The sequence below is a fragment of the Clostridium kluyveri DSM 555 genome (assembly GCF_000016505.1).
GTDB classification, from domain to species: domain Bacteria; phylum Bacillota; class Clostridia; order Clostridiales; family Clostridiaceae; genus Clostridium_B; species Clostridium_B kluyveri.
In genome coordinates, this window is sequence record NC_009706.1 from 2,947,221 (window position 1) to 2,968,461 (window position 21,241).

Consider the following 21,241-nt stretch of genomic DNA (forward strand, 5'->3'; position numbering starts at 1 on the left):
AAAAATTTTGACTAATAGTTAATATTGTTTATTACAATCACTAAAAATAATATTTTGGAAAGGACACTTTAATTATGACAAAGCAACAAAAAAGCACTCTTGTCGTGCTTATGCTTGGTGCGTTTGTATCAGTACTTAACCAAACACTCATAAATCCGGCACTTCCATCAATTATGCTTGAAACAGGTGTAAGTGCAACGACGGCGCAGTGGCTCGTGTCGGGTTTTACGCTTGTCAATGCGATTGTTATCGCAATCTCAGCATTTCTTATGGACAGATTTTCGACGAGGAAGCTGTTCATATCGATTTTCGTCCTATTCTTTACTGGAAGCATGTTAGCAGCATGGGGTGCGAACTTCGCTATGCTTCTCATCGGACGTATACTTCAGGCCATATGCGCGGGAGTAATGCTACCGATGTCGATGACAGTTCTGTTGCTCCTCTTTCCACACGAAAAGCGCGGCTCGGCAATGGGGCTGTATAACCTTGTACTTATGTTTGCGCCGGCAATTGGTCCTGTCATCTCGGGTGTTCTCACAGACAAAATAGGCTGGCATGTGATGTTCCTAATTATGGCGGCACTAGCAGCGGTAGTAATACTTCTCGCAGCGGTGGCTATGAAAAATTTCGGTGAAACAAAGAAGATTTCACTTGACAAATGGTCGGTCACTTTGTCATCCCTCGGGCTGTTCTGTTTACTGTATGGTTTTTCACTGTTTGGACATACCATGACAATGCCTGCCGCTGTTGCTTTGATTGTCGTGGGTACTATTGTACTATTCGTATTCGCTCGTCGACAGTTGAAACTTGAACAACCGTTCCTACAAGTCCGAGTGCTGGAGGATAAACGATTCCAGGCAGGTATAACCATTTCAATGCTCATACAGGCTTCGCTTGCGGCAGCTGGTATTACCCTGCCGATCTATATTCAAACGGTGCGTGGTTTATCTGCTACAATATCGGGTACTGTAATGATGCCCGGCGCCATCTTGGGAGCAGCATTCGGATATTTTGCAGGAAAACTCCACGACCGTTTTGGTGCACGTTACGTTGCCATTACAGGCGTGTTCTTGGTGACCTTGGGCTCAGTGGGAATGGTACTGTTCGACTTTCATACATCAGTGGCATTTATGATAGTCAGTTACGCCGTGCGGTCTGTCGGGCTTATGCTTGCCAATACGCCAATAAACACTTGGTCAATCAGCACTCTCCATGATGCAGTTCTACATCACGGCAACGCCGTGTCCAGTACATTGCGTCAGGTTGCGGCGACGCTCTGCACCGCAATTATGGTCTCTGCAATGTCTCTTGTGTCCGCATTCTCCGCTAGCCAAGGCGAGTTGCAATCCCAAATGGCAGGGATTCGCATTACTTACTGCCTAAGTGTCGCCATCGGATTCGCTGCTCTTTTTATGGTTATCGTCAAGGTAAAGGATGGAAAAAAAGCCGTTGTTATATCCGAAAATACGTCATTTGAACTTGACATAGCAATGAAAGTTGATCCATACACAGTTTCCCGTTATGATAATTTAGAGCAGGTTGTCGAAAAATTCATCAACTATCGCACAAGCGGCTTACCCGTTGTTGACGGCGAAAAACGCATTGTCGGATTTATCTCGGACGGCGATGTTTTACGGTATATGGCAAAACAGGACGTACATTTCGGTGCGGAATCTTATTCAGTGGTCTTGCCGGACACGGAGAGTTTTACAGCCAAAGCCAAGAATCTGTTACAGATGAATGTAATGGAAATCGCGTCAAAGCACATTATAACCGCTCCACGCAGTACGCCGTTGCTTGAAGTTTGTCGTCTTATTTCCGAACGCAAGCTAAACAAACTGCCCGTAACGCAAGATGGCGTTCTCATCGGAACAGTCAGTCGAGGCGATATTATGAGGGAATTGATGAAGCGTCTGCCATTAGGAGAGGATAAACTATGATTTTGTAGCGAAAACAAGGATTCGACATACTCGACATTCAGAACAAATATATGCAGTTAATTCAGTAGTCAACGGCAGTTCCCTCTTCGTTGGGAGCCCTGTTAGAGTTTGCTTAGCTTTATATGCGGGTGTATTCGGTGCGATGAATGGAATCAGAACCCAACTTGAGATATTATCCTCTGAATTTCAGCTCCGTTATAATACTAATTAACGTACTGATATTTTTGTAACTGTTTTAAAAGTTTTTACATAACATAAATTGAAGTATTCAATATGGAGCATATGATGTATTTTTATGAATATAACTGTCCCTTTGTAAACTATGATTGTTGTGGATATAGAGGTGATATAAATATGCATGTAAGAAGGGCTATAGCTCATATAACGAAGGACCTTTAGCTCCTGATATAAAAGGTACTGTTACATTTACTCAGATACGCGGAGGAACTGAGGTTTCTGTGAAAGTTAATGGGTTACCCTCTTATATGCCTGCTATGAATGGAAACCCTCAAATTGGACCACATGAATTTCACCTACACCAAAATGGTACATGTGCTGTAGGTGATCCTTCAAACCCATTCATATCTGCTGGAGAGCATTGGAATCCAACTAACCAGCCTCATGGCAACCATGCAGGAGACTTTCCTGTTCTCTTTTCTAATAATGGTTATTCTAGAATGACTTTTTTTACAGATAAATTTAATGTTGCCCAGATTATTGGAAAATCTGTGATCCTGTGATCATACACGAAAGTCCAGATGATTATAGAACTCAACCTTCTGGAGCATCTGGTAACAGATTAGCCTGTGGTGTTATTAAGGCTGTAATGTAATTAAAAAAATGCTTGAGAGGGCTAATATCCATCTATATTCATAAGTAAGTTAACAATTGGTTTAGTATATATAATAAATTCATCAATGCTTAGTGTCAAGCATAAATGATAATTCTTTCCACAGCTCTCCACCTATCCATCTTATGAAATTATTCATTTTTTGAATAGTATGATAAGTCTCAAGGGTTCTTCTTACTCCTACCACTTTTCAAGTTTTTCAGTGGTTTCCTTTGCATTTGTCAGGTATACATCAAAATTGCTGTTGGCAACTCTGTCAAATGCAGTCACTACAGATTTAGATGCACTCTGTATCATTTTATTGGTAACATCAACTATATTGTTAAAGTCTAAAAATCCCCTCCTTTTAGCAATAATAAAAGCACCTACCTATTAAAATAAGTGCTCTTATGGCTGTGAATCATTCTTATTGTTTAAATTTGTGCCTTTTATTATAATTCTCACAAATATTATTGTAACTATTATCCCTAAAATTAGAATTAACTTTTTCATCACAATATCCTCCTTACTAATAAAATTATAGCATTTATTTTTTAAAAGAGGAATTTAAATTACTTACATTTGTTTATATTATCTCCTAAATGTTTTGGTATTATTTTGAATAATTATTATTATTAGAAAGCGAAGTGATAATTATGTCTGTAGATTTAGATGAAATACTATTTAATTCTTTTACTTTCGGCTGTGCTTGGACTTTTTCTTCAAGTACAGCCATTCTTTTCTCCAATTCTTTAATTCTCTACTCCATTTCTTTATCCAAATATTCTATTTCAATGCAGTTATTGCTAGTAGCAATCTTAACTTTTTTGATATCTTATTGCCTAAATCATACAGCTGTTTTCGTATTTTCTTTTGAAGCTTTAATAATGATATCAAATGATCCTATAGTATAACTTTTAACTTTCTCTGATTTATAGCTCTATTACTAGAAGCCCCTTGATCTTTCATTGCTACTATTTTATCAGTTACAAAATATTCTAATAAATATACTCCAAACTCCATTGTAATTTCCATAAGCTCTTCATTAATCTTTAAGAAATGTAACTTGCTTATCTATTCAGTATGGATCAAATATGATGTAGAATCTACTGTATCTCCAGACATTTTAGAGCTTACTTCTGCCATAAAATTTTTCAAACCTCTTTCAAACGTCAATTAATTACGATTTAATAAGTCTGAATCCCAAATCAAATGCTTTTTGCAAATCCTCAGCTGATATTTTTTCGACACGATTGGATTTTTCTTCTTTATCCGGCATTAGATAAACGTACTTTGAATAATCATCAAATTGAACGGTATTCGTTAAAGTCAATAGTTCACAACTACCCAATGTGCGGCCCATAATTTCCACAAAACTAGTTAAAGTATCCTTAAACCCTCTTTCAACATAAATTTCATCATTGACATTCATTGCTGCAATTAAAGCTGTTTTAAAGTTTTTTGGTTTAGGATCTGTAGACATACCACCATAATCAAGGTATTGAAAAAGCAATCTGTCTGTAAATGAACGCATTTGCCCTGATAGATTTCCATAATAAATAGGTGAACCAAGCACAATAACATCTGACTCCTCAATACTTCCCAGTAAAGGTTTAAGATCATCATCTACCACATAATGCCCATAAGATTTACTATTTTTAATACTTCCAGAAAGTGAGATTCGTGAATTTAGTACATTAATTCCTGGAATGCAGGATCTCAAAGCATGGATAGTATCTCAAAACCTGCCATTTGTGACAAGTAACAAGATTAGCAAGAAATTCCGCACCTTCCTTACAACCGTGTTGACCATGTATATAAATATACAGTTGACTTGATGGACTTCCCCAAAGAATGGCGGGTATCTTATCAATCATAAAGCGTTGTATTTCTGTAAAATCCCATACTAGCTATTTTACTATGATAAAATAACTAGTATGGAACTATTTTTGTCACCCTACTATTTTAAGTCTTCCTCATAAGCCTTAGCTATTTTATTACCATTTACATTTACTGTTCCAGCTCATAAGCCTTAGCCTTTTTATTACCACCTAATGAACTAGTGTCTATGTCAACTAAATCTCCATTATAGATCTTCTTTGAGTTTGTTTGAACTCTTTCAGCTGAGTTTCTCTTAAATTTAGCTACTTTACCTGGTGCTACTAAATTATCATTGTTACGTGCCATAACAAACACCTCTTTCTAGAGCAATTTTAAATGCTATACTTAAAGTTTGTGCATTTCTATAAAAAATACTCTAGGTAATTGGATGATTTTTTGAAAAATAAATATAAAATGTTTAAAGTTGGATACAATAGTTAATATCACAAAAATACTTTAAATTTCACTCATTATGTTCTAATCGCTGAAAGCCCTGGACTTAGCCTAGAGCTTTTATTAATTAGAACCTTTATTTTAAAATATATTTATTATATATTGAGTCTTAACAGCGAATAATATTGCTATTACAATAATATGTTAAAGTGAATAAAGCACTAACCGTTATAAATACGGCATATGCGGCAGCCGAACTTTTAATATGTATATATCCCCCTTTGATATATATCCAAGTCCAGCTCCTAACATAACACCCATTTATACCAAAAATTTTTGGTCATACTTTCTATCAATGAATTAATCGTGTTACTTATATCTTCTGATTTATTATAGACCATTTCCCCACTTTATGTATTTCTTTAAAATATTCCTTAACACTGGTTAAAATCTTTAGCTGAAAAGAATAACATTAACTTTTCTCAAGTCATACAGACTGCAATTAAAGAAAAACTTAATATTAATGGTTGAATTTAAGAGATGTGTAAAAACCTACACATCTCTTTTCGATAAAACAAAATAAGCGCCCTAAATGACGAGTGCTACTTTTATATAACATTATTTTTTGAAGGAGATTAATATTATACTGTCCTGTGGTAGTTGCATTTGAGTTTTAAGTATCCTGCAACTACAGACACCAGTTTACATTCATGCTTAGGGGGCATTAATTTATAAACTATTTATTTAAACTAAGGTTATTTCCTTAGGACACTTATAATTATATATAGTATTTATCACCGTTTAACGTTATATTTATTAACTTTTTGCAATAAATTTTACCATTGTATGAATAAAATAGAAGATAACCCTCACCCACGCAATTATGTATTTTACATTTAAAATCCTAATCCTTATATAATCCTTATATAATTATTATATATTAATCATATATATTAGTTGTCAAAACATTATGTGATTTAACCTAACATGAAAAATAAGCACTAGTTTCCCCAGTGCCTATCTACGACATACACATATACTTAAATGGCATAAAAAGTAGACTTAAAGTATATTTTCTGCTTGTGGTCCTTTTTGTCCTCTTCATTCGTCAAAAGAGACTTTTTGACCCTCTCCAAGTGTTTTATAACCTTCTGAATTTATTTGAGAAAAATGTGCAAAAATATCTTTTCCATCTTCTCCTGTAATAGATCCAAATCCTTTGTTTCCATTAAACCATTTAACTGTACCTGTCCATATAAGTACCTCCAAAATTTTATTTCTTAAACTCCCTGTAACAACCATAATACACTAAATAAAATTTCGATAATAATAAATTCATATATTATTAAAGAAAAAATTTCTCCTTTAAAAAAGAGAAATATTTAATAATTACTTAATGTACTTTTATATTTCAATTAAACTTGCATAATTTATTATCCCATTCGGATATTGCAACATAATCAAGAGAATTATCGTAGAAAAACCATTTAGATATAGCATGTTTTAACCTGAATGCCTCATTATGATATTGAAGCATATCATTGAATTTATCATCAGAATGCAGATAAGGATTATTTCTATCCAGCTCTATACTATATCTATATCTGAAAAAATTACTACCATCCTCATTCTCAAGAAACATTTCAGGATTAGTAGTTAAAAATAATACTTTCTTACCTGTAATATTTTCTTTTCCAAATCGCCTCTTTTCCCCCAGTTTTGGGACCAACTTGCTGTGTTTTTCATTTGAGAAATGATAAAGTATCATTCTTTTACACCTCGTTTCACTTATAATATTATCACTAATTAGTACATATGTGTAATAAAACTTACTAAAATGATATAAAAACACTACAAAAACAAAGTAAGCTATAAAAGATAACTTTACTTTGTTTTTTACTTTATACCCTCCTAACTATTTTTTATAAACTATCAGGAAGTGCATACTAAACTCCCCTCTTTGTTATCTTGTTTATTTTATGTAATAAATCCTTATCCAATGAGAGCATATTTTGAACTAAGCCTTCTTCTATGTCTAATATCTGGTACACTATAATATCATTGCCACTATCTAAGAAGGCTGTTAACATTATATTTTCATTTTCCAGCTCCTCATATTCTGCATAAATTATTTTTTTATTTGTAGAAGGCAGTACCTCGCTTAATTTTTTCTTTAATCGTTCCTTGGATTTAATATTTTTATTATACCCATCTACTGGTTCAAAATGACTTTCAGCACTCTTATGTCTTTTCATGTCCATAATTTCACTACAGTCATTACAGGGGTACTTGCCTCCGTCTATATCTTCAAATATACATTTTCTACATCTTGTCTTCATAATTTTACCCCCTCACTTTAAAGCATTACTAGGGTAAATTTTAACATAAAAATTGTAGAGTATACAGTGATTTTGACGAATTGGTGAGGTTTGCACGTTATGGTTTCACTTGGGTAACTATAAGTAAAAAAATAAAGCCTGCATTTTGGAGGGTACAGGCTTATTATCATACTTTATTTATAGATTCTTCTATGTACGACTTTTTCATTTAAGTAATATTGCTTTTACAAAATTTGTTATCTCCATAGCATTAGAAAGTATACTTACGGGATGGGTAAACATAGTAAAAGGTAATAGCCTAAAATCATTTTAATTATGATATAATTGCCATTAGTTAAGTCAACACAGTAAACTGCTTAATTCTCTATTAATAATTAACAAAAGGAATACAGATATTCTGGATGGTTTAAACTATTTAAATAAAATAGATGGGGTGGTAAAATGAATATAAAGTTAGTTCCTGGCCTTAATAACTCCGGAACAGATCATTGGCAGAGCACTTGGGAAAAAAGATATGGCTTTGGAAGAGTAAATCAAGAGGAATGAGATTATCTGGTATATAATGAATGGGAAAAAACCTTAATAGGAAAACCTTGAAAGAGATAATCAATGCGGTACAGTATTGATTGCTCCCAGTCTTGGTTGCTTACTCACCGTCAAAGCCATTCCTAAAATACGAAAATATTTGAATGCAGTCTTTTTGGTGGCTCCGCCAAATCCTGATGACAAACAATTTCCAAAGTTTTTAGCTTCTTTTGGGTCTTTACCTGAAGTTAATTTAGAAGTACCGGGAATGCTGATATACAGTGAAAATGATCCGTATTCTTCTTCTATGTTTTGTATACAGAAAGGTAAACAGTGGGGCTTTGAAACAATATCTGCTGGTAGAAAAGGTCATATAAACAGTGAATCCAATATAGATGATTGGAGTGAAGGCTTCAACTTATTTCAAAAGCTGTTAGAAGAGGTTGAATTAAATAATAGGGCTAGAATGGATAATTGAAATAGACATTAGCTTGTTGGGTGTAGTTCTTCTTCTTCCACAGCTCGGAACACTCTAAATTTATAGTATAATTAAAAAATATCAGCAGCTTGCTGTCAGTTTGACATTCGCCTTTGCTTGTGCTAAAATACTTTCCAAATCGAATAACGGACAGGGGAGCTTGTGAAACGGGCTGAGAGGAAGTTTATAACTTCGACCCTTACACCTGATGTGGATAATGCCACCGTAGGAAAGGTCTCTGTTGCTATTATCGCGCGGAGAACGCTCATCGGGCGTTTTCCGCTATTTTATTACCCGGCAAACTAAAAATTAAAGACTGAGGATTCAAATATTTTTGGAACAATGCTTGAAACTGTGCATCAAAAGGTTCCACTCGTACACTGTATCACAAACTACGTCACCGTCAACGACTGCGCAAACCTGCTGCTATCCTGCGGTGCATCCCCCATTATGGCCGACGATGAAGCGGAAGTGGAGCAGATTACGACGCTGTGCGCGGATCATCGACGCCGTGTATTGCTTAAGCGGCGAAGAGCTTAACAGAGGGACAAGCTATGAAATTCGATAGGGATGTGCTGCGCCTGCATGCGGTCGGTCGAAATTGTAATATTATGCTCCTTTGGGGTCAGGTCAGGTTCGGCAGAATCCCAAAGCTACACTAGCAACTGACTTAAATCCTTGGCAAATTTTGTTCTAGTTGTAGTATAGAAGGTTACTTTCATGACAAAATCTTCTACTTCTTTAATTGAAGAAACTGAAAAATAGCGAAAGAGCATGAATCACCAGCCACTCTAAATCATGCTTCACATTTTGGGTAATCTACTATAAATGATGGTGCTAATTCGTAATTAAAATTTTTTAAGGTGACTTCAATGATACATTTGATCGTTATTCCTAGTTTCTCTTTATTAATTTTTATGGTATATCCTTCTATGATACCTGAGTCTTCTAACTCGCTCTGCTATGAAAAAAAGGAACACCAAACACTCTAACTGTGTTTGGCGCCCCCTTATGCCTAGATACAGATAAGTTCTAATATTACAATCTCATCCTCAATCATCTATACCTTCATGGAAACTCGGGTGCGCTCCATCATATCCTCATCCGTCAGTGGATGGAGATTTTAGGTAGTCAGAACGAACTTGTTCCGCCATATCAAAGGCAGTCTTATCAATAGCTGTACAATGTTGTGCCAGTTTGCCGGTCAGAAGAAGTTTCCGATACATCTGTGATCTTTGTTCGTGTAGATAGTTTAGTCGCAACAAGCTGTGTTTCCCTAAATCCTTAAGTTTATCTTCTCCATCAATTTCAATGTTGGGATATAACAATCCATCAATTTCCGTATATCCAAATTAAACCTTTCCATGAAGCAAATCCTCCAACAAAGATTATTTACAATTCATCGGTAATCGTTTGGCTGTTGTGCTTAACAATTATTGATTTTCGTAAACATCCTTATTGAAAAACTGCTAATTAGGTGGAGAGTTTTTGTTTTCCTTGTAGATAGTCTAAAATCATATATCGACGCAAACTGTAGACAAAATAAAGTTTCAATACCATTCTTAGTTTGATTATCATTTCTACGGCTACCTTCTGGAAGCCTTTTTTACATTATTCTTACATTAATATTATTATACTATTCTGTGGCGTCTTTGCAATATAAATATCCTATCAGAATCAATGAAAATACAACGATAAGACTGTTTAAAGATAAATTCATAAAACCGTTAATTAAACCAAATGATAGAATTAGAGAGGAAAACCTGATCCAGTTACAAAGTTCTTAAGTTTATGCTGTTGTGATTAGCTTGTGGTTTTTAGTTTCAGTCACTAAAGTACCTTCAACTCGTTAAAACATAATCAAAATAAGCAGGGTACTTTCCCTGCTTATAGTATTATACCTAAAATAGATTTGGTAGCTAACCCACAAATACCTAAAATTGTCATTCCGATTCCAAGAATCATTCCTGTAAATAATTTAAACATTGTTATCACCTCAAAAATAGCTTTACCAAAAATACTATCTTTATACAAAAAATATTTGTAATAGAGATAGTATGAATAGCAAAATACTATGTTGTCTCCTTAATATAGTTTTAATATATTTTAATCTATAAAAGCTCTGGCAAATACCAGGGCTTTTATCTTTTCTAGGAGTAATTATACATTTGATCTTTTTCCATTAGTATAGAATAAATTAAGAACTTTTATTATTGGATAATAATTCAATCTTTTTGTCTACCAAAATAAATCCTATTCCTGATATTAAGCCTGCTAAAGCTCCTATTATAGTAGCTATTCCTATGTTACCGCGCACAACACAACCCACTATTATTCCAGCAATTCCCACAATGATAAGAATTATTCCTATGATTTTCATTTATTTCTCTCCTCCTTTCAATTATTACATATAAGTACTTCTACAATAATATGTATATTCCTGCTCAATATTCCAATTTTATATAAAAAAATAAAGCCCCGAAAAACCGGGGCAATAATTATTTCTATGATGTTGTAGTTATAACTACATCTGCAATATATTTTCCCTATATAAATGCAGAATCCAATATGTTAACAACACCCTTGATCTTCCTGTAACAGTCATGATGCATAAGTTTTCCTATATCAGAAAAGGAGAGGTATTCGCCTCTCCCTGGTTTATCTTTACTTAGTTTTTTATCCTGGTTAAGCCTTTCTTTCAATATTTCCCTTATCTTCATACCTCTCACCTATTTTTTTATTTATCCATTCTCTCTTTAACTATTTTACTATATTTATTTAACATTGAATCTAGCATTTGACTTGCAATAATTATTTCTGAATCTAATAAACTATCTTTCTGCGTGATTAGATTGTCAAGATTTCTTTTTAAAGACTCTATTTGTGATAGAATATTATCTATCTGAGACATACTAATTCACTCCTTTTTTAATTAGTATAAAGAATGAGTAAAATCCTATAAATATTAATCGACTGGAAATAAACCCATATTATTCAATTATGCACAAAAATAAGCACCCTAGATGACGAGTGCTTATTTCTTATATTGGGCTTAGAGTGGCGGTTGCATTTAAGTTTTAAGTGCCCTGCAACCACAGACACCGGGTTAAATCTTCATGTGGGGAACTAATTTATAATCTATTATGATATTTATTATATACGGTATTTGTTACAATCTAATGTACTATGTAATAACTATTTGTAAATAATATAAAATAGATGCCCTGAATAAATACGATTATGATAAAAAACACTCAGACTTGCTAAATGCCTTACCCTCTAATTGTCACTGTATCCAATCCTCTATCAACTAAATCTTTAAAATATAAAAATAAGATAAGCACCTAAATATGTGGATGCTTATCTTGTTGCTTTATACACTAAGGGAACTTGTGTATCACTGATAATATTTTATACGTCAATTCTTAAAATTTCCTTAAAAATAAGCACCAGTTTCCCAGTGCCTATCTCCGACATACACATCATATATAGTTTTATTTTATTTGCGGTTTCCCGTATTGGAGCCCCATTTAACCCTGAAGCCAGAGGTGTATTTTAAGGAAAAATTTGTATATGAATTACTACCAGTGTAGTCCCTGACATTCTCATTATAACTATTACACTACAACCCAAATTTTTAGTTATTTAAAGAATCAATGTATTCTTTGGCTTCTTTTAATCCCAGTCCAGTAGCAGTTCTATATTTTTTTACTGCCTCAATTTTTTTATTTTCTGAAAGAAGGCATTTTAACTCATCTGTTATTGTATCAGGTACTCCAACTTGTTTAGCAGTTTTATTTAAATTTACATTTATACGTGCTATATCACTTCTTATCTGACTAATACTACTTATTATCCATATTAATAGTCCTGCTCCTATAAGCCCACCGATAATTATATAATTCATAGCTTCGCTCCTTTGTTGATAACTCTTTTAGGTATAATAAAAATATTTTTGTCCCAACTTTGTCCTATTTTTGCGTCAAATTTGTCTCATTTTTCTTTCATTTTCATCTCACGATTTTTATTGTTTTAAGTTCTATTAAATCCAACTCTTTCAACACTTTTATCTTCTTTAACCCAGAATAATATAATGTTCAATTCTTTTATTACTGACTGAATTTTAGCAATTCTATCTCTATGTTCCTTATTAACATCATCATTCCACCCTTTATAATAAAATATGTTGATTACAGATATTATTATACCATACTATGTACATTATAAATCAATAGTACCTTTTTCATCTATGGCTGTACAAACTTTCCCACTTCACGATATCATCCAGTATAGTCGGTCATATTACTAAAAGCTATATCCATATACTTCTGAAATATATCATCTGGATTTAACATTGCTCTATTCCCTTGTTTCAACTTTTGTATTTCTTCTCTTATACAAGCATTTACAAGCAACCGAGATCCTGTGGTATTAGCTGTTATATAATCACACCCATATGCTTTCTGATAGGCTTTGGTGGCATTAAAGCGTTTAGAGTAATAAATGCAAAAAAGCCTTTGTTTATCGGTAAGTTCAGGGTTATTTAAAACTTCTTGAACTTCCTCTTCTAAAGGCTTTTTTTCATCACATTTTTCTGCATTGGTAACGTTACTTTTCAATGGTAACGTACCTTTCAATTTTTCATCCCATTTATCTTTACTTTTCCATTTACGTATTTGGATATCAGATACATTTAACTTTTTTCCAATATCCTTAAGCTTAATATCCTCAACATGTCCCTTGTAAATCTCAAATGCTTTATACCTGTTCGGACTTCTCTGTGTCGGCATGTCTACATTGACACCACCTACCTCATTCGTTTTGTTTTGGGGATGAAGAAAAACGTCCAATTTTAGAACCTAAACGTCCAATGCTATATACTATTACCAACTTAGAGGATCAGGTTGTTTATTTAACATAGTTTATTTTCATCTCCTCTTTATAGTTTGTATTGTACTATTCTATAAAAGGTTATATATTCCTATTCCACATGATTCTTATATTTTCAAATATACCTCTATTAAAGCAATTACCGATCCGCCACCCAATAGTGCAGCTATTCCCTGCTTCACTCTACCATTTATAAATAATACAGTTACAATAATAAACAGCCACATTTCAATCCTACTCTGACTTTTATTAAATAGAAACATTAACATATTACTACCTCACCCTCCTAACAGCGCCCTTAACCCTCCTGTAACACTCATGCCGCATTAATCTTTCTATATCAGAAAAGGAGAGGTATTCGCCTCTTCCTGATTTATCTTTATTTAGTTTCCTATCTTGATTAAGCTTTTCTTTCAGGATTTCTCTTATCGCCATACCTCTAACTTCCCTATTAATCCGCAATATTGCAGTACTTTCTTGAAAAAATAAGTACCAAAATAATATTGGTACTTTGTGTGATATTAAGAGTTTTTAGTTGATGAGTATAATTATATATAACAAATAATTACCTATGTTTAATTATGGGTATTGCCTTTAAATATATTATATTCACCAATTGTTATGATATCATTACACATGTGTTAAAAGATATAAAAATAAGCACCCAGGTGACGGGTACTTATTTTTGATGACGTTGTTAATCATTATCTAAAAGGAGATTAATTTAATATACTAGCTTCTGTCAGTTGCATTTGAGTTTAACGTGCCCTGCAACTATAGGGCACTAGCGTAAACATGCATATGGTGGGAAACTAATTCATAAGCCATTCACAATACTTATTATACATAGTATTTGTTACAATCCAATGTCCTATGTAATAACTATTTGTAAATAATAAAAAATAGACACCCTAAATAACGGATGTCTGCTTTGTGATGAAAAGAGCTTATTTTTATATTAGACTTAGAGTTGCGGTTGCATCTATATTTAATGTGCCTTGCAACCACAGACACAACCTTATGTATCCTATATATCCTCAATGCCCAGAGGATAGTATGCATGTCTTATTTTGTATTATATACATTAATTATTACGATATTATTTTGTACAGGTTAAATAAATATTTACACATACCAAAAAGCATCTGAACTTAATCAAGTGCCATTCACAATATATAGTATAATTTTTATTTGTGCCCGCATTGGTGGCTATATTTAAAGGCTATAGCCAGACCCTTTTGGTACCAAAAATAAGCTTTTATTCTTAGCTTACACACATAAAATAAGCTTTCATATTTCGCTTTGGCAGCCCCATTTAACCCTGGAGCCAGAGGTATATTTTAAGGGAGAATTTATTATATGAGTTACTACCAGTGTAGTCCCTGATATTCTCACTATAACTATTATATTACATTTTAGCAATATTTTAATTCCTGAATAACTCCTCATATATTTAGTTTCTCTCAAAATGGGCGATAATATATATAAGGAGGGAACGTTATGATTATACATCCTGTTGGTATAGAAGGCTTTTTACATATGAATTCTCATACTATTCCCAAAACAAAAGTGGAAACATTAGAAACAGATAAAGGTGCTTCTACCGAAAGCACTTCTGCTACTTCTAAAAAGAAAAATACAACTTCCTTGTCAGATAGTGTTGTAAAAAAAATTCAGGAAATGGCACAGGAGGGTGCGACTAAAAGTGTGTACATGGGAAATGATTATGTATCCTATATCAATTCTTATAAAAAACATGTATCTCCTGATCGTTCAAAGCTTATCTCGTTAATGACACCTATATTAATGAAAGCAAGATATACAAATGGATTACCATACTTTTTTAGGATTACTGGATTACCTTTCACAGGGCAAATGTGCGTTGGTACAACTGGATCATCTATGTTTATTTATGATCAAAATGGTGACGAAGTTTTATCTTATAGCCCTAATACCGGATGGGCAGAGGGACACACAAAAGCAGAAGATCAGTTTTATGATGAAACAACAGCAATTTATCATGAAGCCTATATCGCAGCAAGAGCAGATATGAAAGCATAAAGACACCAGCTTAGTGAAGTTATTTATTTTAAGTCGGCGCCTTTACTAAGCTGGCCGATATTTATCAATAACACATAACCTAATTTTATTAAATGTTCCATCTACTCACCTTCTTTAAATTTCCATGTATAATAAACCTAATCTTACATATTCTATTCATGCGGAACCTCTTTCGCATGAATATTTTTATATTTTTCATTTACTCCTGAATATAGCCATCATTTTTTCATTATACCGGGGATTATCTATCCTCGGTGTTTAATTCTGCTTAAAATTTCAATTAATCTATATTAAATTCCCTGTATAATAAATCCAATTTAGGACATACTATTCATTAGGGCAATTTCAATTATTATATTTTATTCTCCATATTTTAATAATTACTTCTCATGTCATACCAGGGATATTTAAATCCCTGGTGTTTGGTTTTATTACAAAGTATTTGTAATGCGAAACAAAAACACCATAAAATTCAGCTTTGAATAATACGGTGTTGAAAAAATCTATTCGTTTTTCAGTTGTTACACTAATGAGAAAATTATATCTTAATATTTATATAGTGTACGAGTTTTCTAAATAATATTTTCTCCTTACTTTACTCCTTATTTTCAGTTGTAGTAAAAGAATCAAATATAATTTTAGAAGCTTTAGCAATTAATTTGTCATCATATTTAGCCTCTTTTGTATCGTGAGTTGACAATATTGCAATAATTATAGGTTTTTTATTTGGTGGCATTACTATAGCAATATCATTCCTTCTTCCATAAGGACCAGTTCCGCTTTTGTCAGCAACTATCCAGCTCTTTGGTGCTCCTGCACGAATTAGTGTATTACCCGTTGTGTTTCCTGCCATCCAATCGATAAGAATTTTTTTCTTGTCCTCTGTCAATATATTTCCAGTTGTGTATGCTTGCAAATCAGTTGCCAATTGTCTTGGTGTACTAGTGTCTCCAATATCTCCAGGTATGCCTTCATTTAGTTCTGGTTCTATATGTACAGGTTGCGTAACGCTATCCCCCAATTGATTAAGTGCTGATTTAAAACCTTTAGGTCCACCTATATGATTTAACAAAAGATTTGCAGCTGTATTATCGCTGAAACGTATTGCTGCACTGCAAATTTCTTCAATGGTCATGCCTTTATCAACATTATCTTTTGCAATTGGAGCATAAGAAAGAACATCTTCTTTTTTATATTTAACTAATTGTTTAAGCTGTTCCAATGAATCTTGTTTTAAAACAGCACCCGCAGCTAACGCCTTGAAAGTAGAACAATAAGCGAACCTATCATCAGCACGATATGCAACTTCTTTATTCGTTTCTGTGTCAAAAGCATATACTCCAAGTTTAGCACCATAATCACTTTCAAGTTGGGAAAATGCAGAATTATATTGTATGTCAGACTTCGTGTTTAAATGTGATTGAGATTCTGTCTTTCCACAACTAGTAAGAAAAAAAATCACAAGCATCATAAGTACACCAAATTTAAGCTTATTTGCCTTCAATTTCAAATTTACTATTTTTTGCATAATATAACTCCTTATTTCTATTTTGGTTTTGTTAAGTTAATATTGTCATACAACCGCCCCATTTAGGAGCTATAATATAATTGAAAGATAAACTATATCTCCTTGAAAGGAGCGATTGATATGAATAATTATAAATACTTTTGAAAACATTATTTGTCCTCGTTGTTTTTCAAGTGATGTTTATAAATTTGGTAAAGACAAACATGGATTTCAAAAATATCAATGTAAGCATTGTAAGCGACAATTTATCTTAGAGAAATCCTCTAAAATTTCTAAAGGATATCCTAGATGCCCTATTTGCCATAAATCAACCTTTGTTTGGCATCGTCATGATACTTACATTCATTTCAAATGTGGTGATAAAAAGTGTACCTTTTCTTTTAAGCTTCCTATTTTCCTAACAAATGATCTTTTTACTTCTCCTCAACTTAAAGCAAAATTTTCTTTTAAGGGTTTCAGGTATCCACCAAATATTATATGAATTTCTTTAACTCTATACTACGATGGCTATTCATCAACAAAAGTTATTAAAAGAATATTAAAGCACATTTATAATGTTTCTGTTTCCCATGTCACAGTCTATACCTGGATAAAAATTTTTGCCCTCTGGTTTCAATTCATTTCTGAAAATCTTATGCCTTATCCCAATACTCTCTTCTGATGAATGGCACGCCGACGAAACATATGTCAAAATTAAAGGCATTGATTACTACCTTTGGCTAATACTAGATTCTAAAACTAGAGTAATTATTTCTTTTGTTTTATCACGCTTTAGAAATTCTACTCAAGCATATAAGTTATTTTTTTATAGTTCCATTCTCACAAGAACTTCACCTAAGAAGATCGTAACTGATAAATGGGATGCTTATAATGAGGCAATAAAAAATCTACATTGTCACACTCTCCACCATAAATATTCAGCTTTTTCAGAGGATTTAAATAACAATTTTATTGAATCATTCAATAAGACTTTTAAAGCCTAGTACAAGACTAAAAAAGGTTTTAGAGAATTTAATTCTGCATTAGCTTTAATTACATCTTTTATTTATCACTATAACTTTTTACGCCCGTACACATCTTTAAATAATCTCACTCCTACCTCAGTCGCAGAGGCCCAATATTCACCTTTAGATATTGAACATTGGCTACTTTTTTAAAAAAGCATCATAGTTTCTATAGGAATTCTTTGCGCTTTTCTTATTTTATTTTTATAAGTTTTTTTGAATATTTATTTTCATATTAACTTAACAGATTCATTTAATCAATTTGTTAAGTTATTTTTTATAACTACTTAACAAAATACATTTCATGATATAAAAAATAAAATACAAAGTTTTCTGAAGTATTGCCAAATATAAATGAAATTAGATTACTTTCCGCAAATCTATATTTTTTACTATTTTTATTAAACTATTAACAATTATACCATATAACACTAATTAATTTATATATATTAACAATATTTTCCCCGTCATACTTTATCCGTTCTATAAAATAATCACGATTTTCTGCATCATATAATTTAAAACCACTTTTATTTAAAGCTTCTATCTGTGCATTTAAACTATCCATAAGTGTTGTAAACACTGGATTTACCATTATGCTTGTACCTCCTTGATACTAATTTTCTATAAGAACTTGTACTCAAGTACTGCTTAAATAACTCTGGATGGTTCTTCTTAAATCTTTTATTATCAAATTTATTAGCAGTTATACTCTTCCAGCCAATTTCATATTCAAGTATCTTTAACAGGTACAATAAAGAATGCACTTAAATTTAAAAAACAAGAGAAACTAAAAACAGGCAATAGCTATTCCACAGATAATTTAGATTATATATTTCTAAGTGAACAAGGGAATTTAATAAACGCAGGAAATTCGGACAAGACATGGTCAAAATTTTTAAGGTCTTTAAATATTCCGCATAAAAAATTTCACGCTCTTAGACATACTTTTGCTACTAAGCAATTCGAGAATAAAACTCCTTTAAAAACTGTTTCCATGATTTTAGGCCATAGTAGTACTGAAATGACTTCTAATGTTTACACCCATGTTTTAAGGAAGGAAAAAGAAAAATCAATCGATATATTAAGTCATTTAAAAACTATGGTGTAAATTTTAAAAAAATGCACCTAAAAATAAGCACTAAAAAAGGCTTTAACCATTGTATTTAAGCCATTCTTTTCCTTGTGGTAGTCCCTAGGAGAATCGAACTCCTGATTTCACCGTGAGAGGGTGACGTCTTAACCACTTGACCAAGGGACCTCATATTCATTTTGCAATCAACATTTATTATTATATATTTCCACACTTGTTTAGTCAATACTTTTTTAAGAATCACTTAAATACAATAAAAATATTTTTATATATTTGCAAATCACTTGCAACTATGTGTATAATATATATTAATTAAATTATACTATACATATTATTACCATATATTATGAAATAATTCTTGATTTTAGGAGGAAGTTTATTTATGCTTACCATAGAAAATTTACATTTTTCCTATACTGGAAAGCCTCCTTATTTAATAGATTCTGTAAATCTACACATTAAGTATGGAAGTTATGTTTCAATAATAGGTGAAAATGGAAGTGCCAAAACTACTTTAATTAAATTAATACTTGGGATTTTACCCCCATTAAAAGGCCATATTCACTTATCTACTAAAAAGATCGGCTATGTTCCTCAACTAATGGAAAATTTTAATTCTCAATTTCCAATTACAGTTTTAGAACTGCTTAAATGTCATATGAAAGTTTTAAAAATAAAAGATAAAAAGCCTATAGATGTATATCTAAATTATGTGGGGATGAATGATTTCAAAAACAGCCTTATAGGAAATTTATCCGGTGGACAACGCCAGAAGATATTTATAGCAAGAGCTATGATGGGCCCACCTGAACTTTTAATACTTGATGAACCTTCTACAGGTATAGATATGATAAGTCAAAAGGAACTATATACCATAATAAAACATTTAAATACCAATTTATCCATAACAGTAATAGCTGTAGAACATAATTTAGAAGCTGCACTTAAAAATTCTACCCACATATGTGTTATGAGAGACAGCAGCCCATCCATATACACCATTAAAGAGTATAAAGAATTATTGAATTTAAAATAAATTAATTTCTTATTTTGGAGGTAATCATGTTACAATACGCTTTTATGCAAAATGCAATTATTGCAGGTATATTTATATCCATATTATGTCCTGCAGTGGGTACTTTTTTAGTTTTAAAAAGATATTCTATGATGGGCGATACCTTATCTCATTCATCCTTTGCAGGAGTCGCAATAGGCATTGTATTTGGATACAATCCTATATTCACGGCTTTTATATTTACCTCCATTGCAGGACTTGTAATAGAATTTTTAAGAGATTATTACAAAAAATATGCAGAATTGATACTTGTAATTGTACTTACCCTATCAGTAGGTATAGCAATCGTACTTATAAGCACTGGAAAGGCCAGCGGAAATGTAAATTCCTATTTATTCGGCAGTATACTTACAGTATCTAAAAATGAGCTCTATACTGTATTCATACTTAGTATAATTTCTGTGATAACTCTATCAATACTTTACAACCAACTGCTCTACATAACTTTTGATGAAAATGGTGCTAAAGTATGTAGGATAAAGGTAAAACTTATAAACTATTTATTTACACTTTTAGTAGGTGCTACAATTTCTGTATCCCTAAGAATACTCGGCATCTTAGTCATCTCATCCATGATAGCAATGCCTGTGGCTGCATCTCTACAGCTGCATAAAGGTTTCAAAATTACACTTATATTTTCTATAATATTTGGATTTTTAGATATAATGGGAGGATTATTGTTATCTTATTATATAAACAGTGCTCCCGGTGGTACTATTGCTTTAGTTTCCGTACTCACTCTTTTAATAGTTCTGGGTTATAAAAAATTATGGAATAAATAGCACAAAATCAGATACCTCTATTATCATATATTTTTATATTTCATTCGTACAAATCACTATCACTACCTTTATCTTTTTATTTGTTTCATGTAATCTTCTATATTCTTATACATACTTGACCAGGAACGCCTGCAGAACATTACTGCTACATCACTTCTTCTAGATCTTTCCTTTATTATTTCCGCCATATTATGACCTACATAATCTGTAAGTACTAGTACTAAATCTGTATTTTCTGGAATTTTAACCTTTCTATCACCCTTTTTTCTTCCTGTAACATGCCCTATCTTATTAAAACCAGTTTCTCTTAACTTTTCAGTTATAGTTCCAAGCTTATCTCCTCCAATAACTAGAATACTCATAGTTTTCCTCCTCTTTCATTTTTACCCTCAATCGATATTGATATTCATTTTCAATTATACC

General features: G+C 32.4%; 28 protein-coding genes, 1 tRNA gene, 2 pseudogenes and 1 riboswitch. Of the genes and pseudogenes, 11 read left to right on the forward strand and 20 right to left on the reverse strand.

Translation table 11 applies throughout. The features are described 5' to 3' along the window. Nucleotides 1-74 precede the first annotated feature (74 nt). The 3 genes from CKL_RS14090 (at nucleotide 75) to CKL_RS21825 (ending at nucleotide 2,772) form a co-directional block, all read left to right on the forward strand. Nucleotides 75-1,940 carry an MDR family MFS transporter gene (locus tag CKL_RS14090; RefSeq protein WP_012103224.1) on the forward strand — a complete coding sequence of 622 codons (1,866 nt, stop codon included), beginning with the start codon at nucleotides 75-77 and terminating at the stop codon, nucleotides 1,938-1,940. A 458-nt stretch (nucleotides 1,941-2,398) separates the two neighbouring features. After that, complete coding sequence (locus CKL_RS21820; RefSeq protein WP_012103225.1) at nucleotides 2,399-2,680, forward strand: superoxide dismutase family protein; 282 nt, start codon at nucleotides 2,399-2,401, stop codon at nucleotides 2,678-2,680. Beyond that, nucleotides 2,677-2,772 (forward strand): superoxide dismutase family protein, encoded by a 96-nt coding sequence (locus CKL_RS21825; RefSeq protein WP_423200905.1) that lies wholly within the window; start codon nucleotides 2,677-2,679, stop codon nucleotides 2,770-2,772. Before CKL_RS21820 ends, CKL_RS21825 begins: the two co-directional genes overlap by 4 nt. 610 nt (nucleotides 2,773-3,382) lie before the next feature. On the opposite strand, the gene CKL_RS21600 is transcribed toward CKL_RS21825, so the two are convergent. The 7 genes from CKL_RS21600 to CKL_RS14115 all read right to left on the reverse strand — a co-directional run bounded on the left by CKL_RS21600 (nucleotide 3,383) and on the right by CKL_RS14115 (nucleotide 7,382). Continuing rightward, nucleotides 3,383-3,505 carry a hypothetical protein gene (locus CKL_RS21600; RefSeq protein WP_278184165.1) on the reverse strand — a complete coding sequence of 41 codons (123 nt, stop codon included), beginning with the start codon at nucleotides 3,503-3,505 and terminating at the stop codon, nucleotides 3,383-3,385. Between the two features lie 167 nt (nucleotides 3,506-3,672). Then, nucleotides 3,673-3,804 carry a hypothetical protein gene (locus CKL_RS21605; RefSeq protein WP_278184166.1) on the reverse strand — a complete coding sequence of 44 codons (132 nt, stop codon included), beginning with the start codon at nucleotides 3,802-3,804 and terminating at the stop codon, nucleotides 3,673-3,675. Nucleotides 3,805-3,949: 145 nt separating this feature from the next. Beyond that, a complete protein-coding gene (locus CKL_RS14100) occupies nucleotides 3,950-4,492 on the reverse strand; it encodes a flavodoxin family protein (protein WP_012103227.1) in 543 nt (180 codons plus the stop codon). A gap of 287 nt (nucleotides 4,493-4,779) precedes the next feature. Further along, nucleotides 4,780-4,956, reverse strand: a complete 177-nt coding sequence (locus tag CKL_RS20920; protein ID WP_012103229.1) for a hypothetical protein — start codon at nucleotides 4,954-4,956, stop codon at nucleotides 4,780-4,782. A 1,188-nt stretch (nucleotides 4,957-6,144) separates the two neighbouring features. Then, nucleotides 6,145-6,300: a cold shock domain-containing protein gene (locus CKL_RS14105; RefSeq protein WP_202944275.1), complete on the reverse strand. Its 156-nt coding sequence runs from the start codon at nucleotides 6,298-6,300 to the stop codon at nucleotides 6,145-6,147. Nucleotides 6,301-6,454: 154 nt separating this feature from the next. Beyond that, entirely contained in the window at nucleotides 6,455-6,811 is a 357-nt protein-coding gene (locus CKL_RS14110) for a hypothetical protein (RefSeq protein ID WP_012103230.1), read from the reverse strand. A gap of 178 nt (nucleotides 6,812-6,989) precedes the next feature. After that, complete coding sequence (locus CKL_RS14115) at nucleotides 6,990-7,382, reverse strand: hypothetical protein (RefSeq protein WP_012103231.1); 393 nt, start codon at nucleotides 7,380-7,382, stop codon at nucleotides 6,990-6,992. 441 nt (nucleotides 7,383-7,823) lie between these two features. On the opposite strand from CKL_RS14115, the gene CKL_RS21610 reads away from it, so the two are divergent. The 3 genes and pseudogenes from CKL_RS21610 to CKL_RS19960 all read left to right on the forward strand — a co-directional run. Then, on the forward strand, nucleotides 7,824-7,928 hold the full coding sequence (locus CKL_RS21610; protein WP_081427991.1) for an alpha/beta hydrolase: 105 nt from the start codon (nucleotides 7,824-7,826) through the stop codon (nucleotides 7,926-7,928). A 76-nt stretch (nucleotides 7,929-8,004) separates the two neighbouring features. Further along, nucleotides 8,005-8,385 (forward strand): RBBP9/YdeN family alpha/beta hydrolase, encoded by a 381-nt coding sequence (locus tag CKL_RS14120; RefSeq protein WP_012103232.1) that lies wholly within the window; start codon nucleotides 8,005-8,007, stop codon nucleotides 8,383-8,385. Nucleotides 8,386-8,527: 142 nt separating this feature from the next. Next, nucleotides 8,528-8,636, forward strand: a riboswitch (TPP riboswitch). Between the two features lie 91 nt (nucleotides 8,637-8,727). Beyond that, nucleotides 8,728-8,880, forward strand: a pseudogene (locus tag CKL_RS19960) (hydroxyethylthiazole kinase); the annotation flags it as partial. Between the two features lie 158 nt (nucleotides 8,881-9,038). On the opposite strand, the gene CKL_RS21615 reads toward CKL_RS19960, so the two are convergent. From CKL_RS21615 to CKL_RS20935, 9 genes are all read right to left on the reverse strand, one after another. Further along, entirely contained in the window at nucleotides 9,039-9,161 is a 123-nt protein-coding gene (locus CKL_RS21615) for a hypothetical protein (RefSeq protein WP_278184167.1), read from the reverse strand. A gap of 324 nt (nucleotides 9,162-9,485) precedes the next feature. Then, entirely contained in the window at nucleotides 9,486-9,713 is a 228-nt protein-coding gene (locus tag CKL_RS14125) for a TnpV protein (protein ID WP_012103234.1), read from the reverse strand. An 869-nt stretch (nucleotides 9,714-10,582) separates the two neighbouring features. Further along, a complete protein-coding gene (locus CKL_RS14130) occupies nucleotides 10,583-10,765 on the reverse strand; it encodes a hypothetical protein (RefSeq protein ID WP_012103235.1) in 183 nt (60 codons plus the stop codon). A 166-nt stretch (nucleotides 10,766-10,931) separates the two neighbouring features. Next, on the reverse strand, nucleotides 10,932-11,105 hold the full coding sequence (locus CKL_RS20925; RefSeq protein ID WP_012103236.1) for a hypothetical protein: 174 nt from the start codon (nucleotides 11,103-11,105) through the stop codon (nucleotides 10,932-10,934). Between the two features lie 17 nt (nucleotides 11,106-11,122). Continuing rightward, nucleotides 11,123-11,296: an aspartyl-phosphate phosphatase Spo0E family protein gene (locus CKL_RS14135; protein WP_012103237.1), complete on the reverse strand. Its 174-nt coding sequence runs from the start codon at nucleotides 11,294-11,296 to the stop codon at nucleotides 11,123-11,125. A 726-nt stretch (nucleotides 11,297-12,022) separates the two neighbouring features. Continuing rightward, nucleotides 12,023-12,292: a ribosomal protein L7/L12 gene (locus CKL_RS14140; RefSeq protein WP_012103238.1), complete on the reverse strand. Its 270-nt coding sequence runs from the start codon at nucleotides 12,290-12,292 to the stop codon at nucleotides 12,023-12,025. A gap of 373 nt (nucleotides 12,293-12,665) precedes the next feature. Then, nucleotides 12,666-13,235: a terminase small subunit gene (locus tag CKL_RS14145; RefSeq protein ID WP_012103239.1), complete on the reverse strand. Its 570-nt coding sequence runs from the start codon at nucleotides 13,233-13,235 to the stop codon at nucleotides 12,666-12,668. 147 nt (nucleotides 13,236-13,382) lie between these two features. Beyond that, on the reverse strand, nucleotides 13,383-13,544 hold the full coding sequence (locus tag CKL_RS20930; protein WP_012103240.1) for a hypothetical protein: 162 nt from the start codon (nucleotides 13,542-13,544) through the stop codon (nucleotides 13,383-13,385). A gap of 4 nt (nucleotides 13,545-13,548) precedes the next feature. Continuing rightward, complete coding sequence (locus CKL_RS20935; protein ID WP_012103241.1) at nucleotides 13,549-13,710, reverse strand: hypothetical protein; 162 nt, start codon at nucleotides 13,708-13,710, stop codon at nucleotides 13,549-13,551. Nucleotides 13,711-14,775: 1,065 nt separating this feature from the next. Between CKL_RS20935 and CKL_RS14150 the strand changes: the two genes are divergently transcribed. After that, nucleotides 14,776-15,336: a hypothetical protein gene (locus CKL_RS14150; protein ID WP_012103243.1), complete on the forward strand. Its 561-nt coding sequence runs from the start codon at nucleotides 14,776-14,778 to the stop codon at nucleotides 15,334-15,336. A gap of 595 nt (nucleotides 15,337-15,931) precedes the next feature. Here CKL_RS14150 and bla read toward each other — a convergent pair. Then, nucleotides 15,932-16,864: a class A beta-lactamase gene (gene bla / locus CKL_RS14155; protein WP_012103244.1), complete on the reverse strand. Its 933-nt coding sequence runs from the start codon at nucleotides 16,862-16,864 to the stop codon at nucleotides 15,932-15,934. Between the two features lie 127 nt (nucleotides 16,865-16,991). Here bla and CKL_RS19970 point away from each other — a divergent pair. Next, nucleotides 16,992-18,021: pseudogene (locus CKL_RS19970) on the forward strand (IS6 family transposase). Between the two features lie 256 nt (nucleotides 18,022-18,277). Here CKL_RS19970 and CKL_RS14165 read toward each other — a convergent pair. Next, nucleotides 18,278-18,463: a hypothetical protein gene (locus CKL_RS14165; protein WP_012620804.1), complete on the reverse strand. Its 186-nt coding sequence runs from the start codon at nucleotides 18,461-18,463 to the stop codon at nucleotides 18,278-18,280. A 159-nt stretch (nucleotides 18,464-18,622) separates the two neighbouring features. Between CKL_RS14165 and CKL_RS19975 the strand changes: the two genes are divergently transcribed. Beyond that, nucleotides 18,623-18,979, forward strand: coding sequence for a tyrosine-type recombinase/integrase (locus tag CKL_RS19975; RefSeq protein ID WP_278184206.1), 357 nt, complete (start codon nucleotides 18,623-18,625; stop codon nucleotides 18,977-18,979). Nucleotides 18,980-19,054: 75 nt separating this feature from the next. Here the strand turns inward: CKL_RS19975 and CKL_RS14170 are convergent. Next, nucleotides 19,055-19,129, reverse strand: a tRNA-Glu gene (locus CKL_RS14170). Between the two features lie 214 nt (nucleotides 19,130-19,343). On the opposite strand from CKL_RS14170, the gene CKL_RS14175 reads away from it, so the two are divergent. Together CKL_RS14175 and CKL_RS14180 are read left to right on the forward strand one after the other, a co-directional pair. Continuing rightward, nucleotides 19,344-19,997 (forward strand): metal ABC transporter ATP-binding protein, encoded by a 654-nt coding sequence (locus CKL_RS14175; RefSeq protein WP_012103246.1) that lies wholly within the window; start codon nucleotides 19,344-19,346, stop codon nucleotides 19,995-19,997. A gap of 26 nt (nucleotides 19,998-20,023) precedes the next feature. Further along, entirely contained in the window at nucleotides 20,024-20,818 is a 795-nt protein-coding gene (locus tag CKL_RS14180) for a metal ABC transporter permease (protein WP_012103247.1), read from the forward strand. Between the two features lie 68 nt (nucleotides 20,819-20,886). Here CKL_RS14180 and CKL_RS14185 read toward each other — a convergent pair whose 3' ends face one another. Beyond that, nucleotides 20,887-21,180 (reverse strand): DUF2325 domain-containing protein, encoded by a 294-nt coding sequence (locus tag CKL_RS14185; RefSeq protein WP_012103248.1) that lies wholly within the window; start codon nucleotides 21,178-21,180, stop codon nucleotides 20,887-20,889. Nucleotides 21,181-21,241 lie beyond the last annotated feature (61 nt).

Excerpts from the sequence above, each read along its gene's own strand:
- CKL_RS14090 (WP_012103224.1), top strand. The coding sequence starts at position 75 with ATGACAAAGCAACAAAAAAGCACTCTTGTCGTGCTTATGCTTGGTGCG.
- CKL_RS21600 (WP_278184165.1), bottom strand. The coding sequence starts at position 3,505 with ATGGCTGTACTTGAAGAAAAAGTCCAAGCACAGCCGAAAGTAAAAGAA.
- CKL_RS21605 (WP_278184166.1), bottom strand. The coding sequence starts at position 3,804 with ATGGAAATTACAATGGAGTTTGGAGTATATTTATTAGAATATTTTGTA.
- CKL_RS20920 (WP_012103229.1), bottom strand. The coding sequence starts at position 4,956 with ATGGCACGTAACAATGATAATTTAGTAGCACCAGGTAAAGTAGCTAAA.
- CKL_RS14110 (WP_012103230.1), bottom strand. The coding sequence starts at position 6,811 with ATGATACTTTATCATTTCTCAAATGAAAAACACAGCAAGTTGGTCCCA.
- CKL_RS14115 (WP_012103231.1), bottom strand. The coding sequence starts at position 7,382 with ATGAAGACAAGATGTAGAAAATGTATATTTGAAGATATAGACGGAGGC.
- CKL_RS21610 (WP_081427991.1), top strand. The coding sequence starts at position 7,824 with ATGAATATAAAGTTAGTTCCTGGCCTTAATAACTCCGGAACAGATCAT.
- CKL_RS21615 (WP_278184167.1), bottom strand. The coding sequence starts at position 9,161 with ATGCTCTTTCGCTATTTTTCAGTTTCTTCAATTAAAGAAGTAGAAGAT.
- CKL_RS14130 (WP_012103235.1), bottom strand. The coding sequence starts at position 10,765 with ATGAAAATCATAGGAATAATTCTTATCATTGTGGGAATTGCTGGAATA.
- CKL_RS20925 (WP_012103236.1), bottom strand. The coding sequence starts at position 11,105 with ATGAAGATAAGGGAAATATTGAAAGAAAGGCTTAACCAGGATAAAAAA.
- CKL_RS14135 (WP_012103237.1), bottom strand. The coding sequence starts at position 11,296 with ATGTCTCAGATAGATAATATTCTATCACAAATAGAGTCTTTAAAAAGA.
- CKL_RS14140 (WP_012103238.1), bottom strand. The coding sequence starts at position 12,292 with ATGAATTATATAATTATCGGTGGGCTTATAGGAGCAGGACTATTAATA.
- CKL_RS20930 (WP_012103240.1), bottom strand. The coding sequence starts at position 13,544 with ATGTTAATGTTTCTATTTAATAAAAGTCAGAGTAGGATTGAAATGTGG.
- CKL_RS20935 (WP_012103241.1), bottom strand. The coding sequence starts at position 13,710 with ATGGCGATAAGAGAAATCCTGAAAGAAAAGCTTAATCAAGATAGGAAA.
- CKL_RS14150 (WP_012103243.1), top strand. The coding sequence starts at position 14,776 with ATGATTATACATCCTGTTGGTATAGAAGGCTTTTTACATATGAATTCT.
- bla (WP_012103244.1), bottom strand. The coding sequence starts at position 16,864 with ATGCAAAAAATAGTAAATTTGAAATTGAAGGCAAATAAGCTTAAATTT.
- CKL_RS14165 (WP_012620804.1), bottom strand. The coding sequence starts at position 18,463 with ATGGTAAATCCAGTGTTTACAACACTTATGGATAGTTTAAATGCACAG.
- CKL_RS14175 (WP_012103246.1), top strand. The coding sequence starts at position 19,344 with ATGCTTACCATAGAAAATTTACATTTTTCCTATACTGGAAAGCCTCCT.
- CKL_RS14180 (WP_012103247.1), top strand. The coding sequence starts at position 20,024 with ATGTTACAATACGCTTTTATGCAAAATGCAATTATTGCAGGTATATTT.
- CKL_RS14185 (WP_012103248.1), bottom strand. The coding sequence starts at position 21,180 with ATGAGTATTCTAGTTATTGGAGGAGATAAGCTTGGAACTATAACTGAA.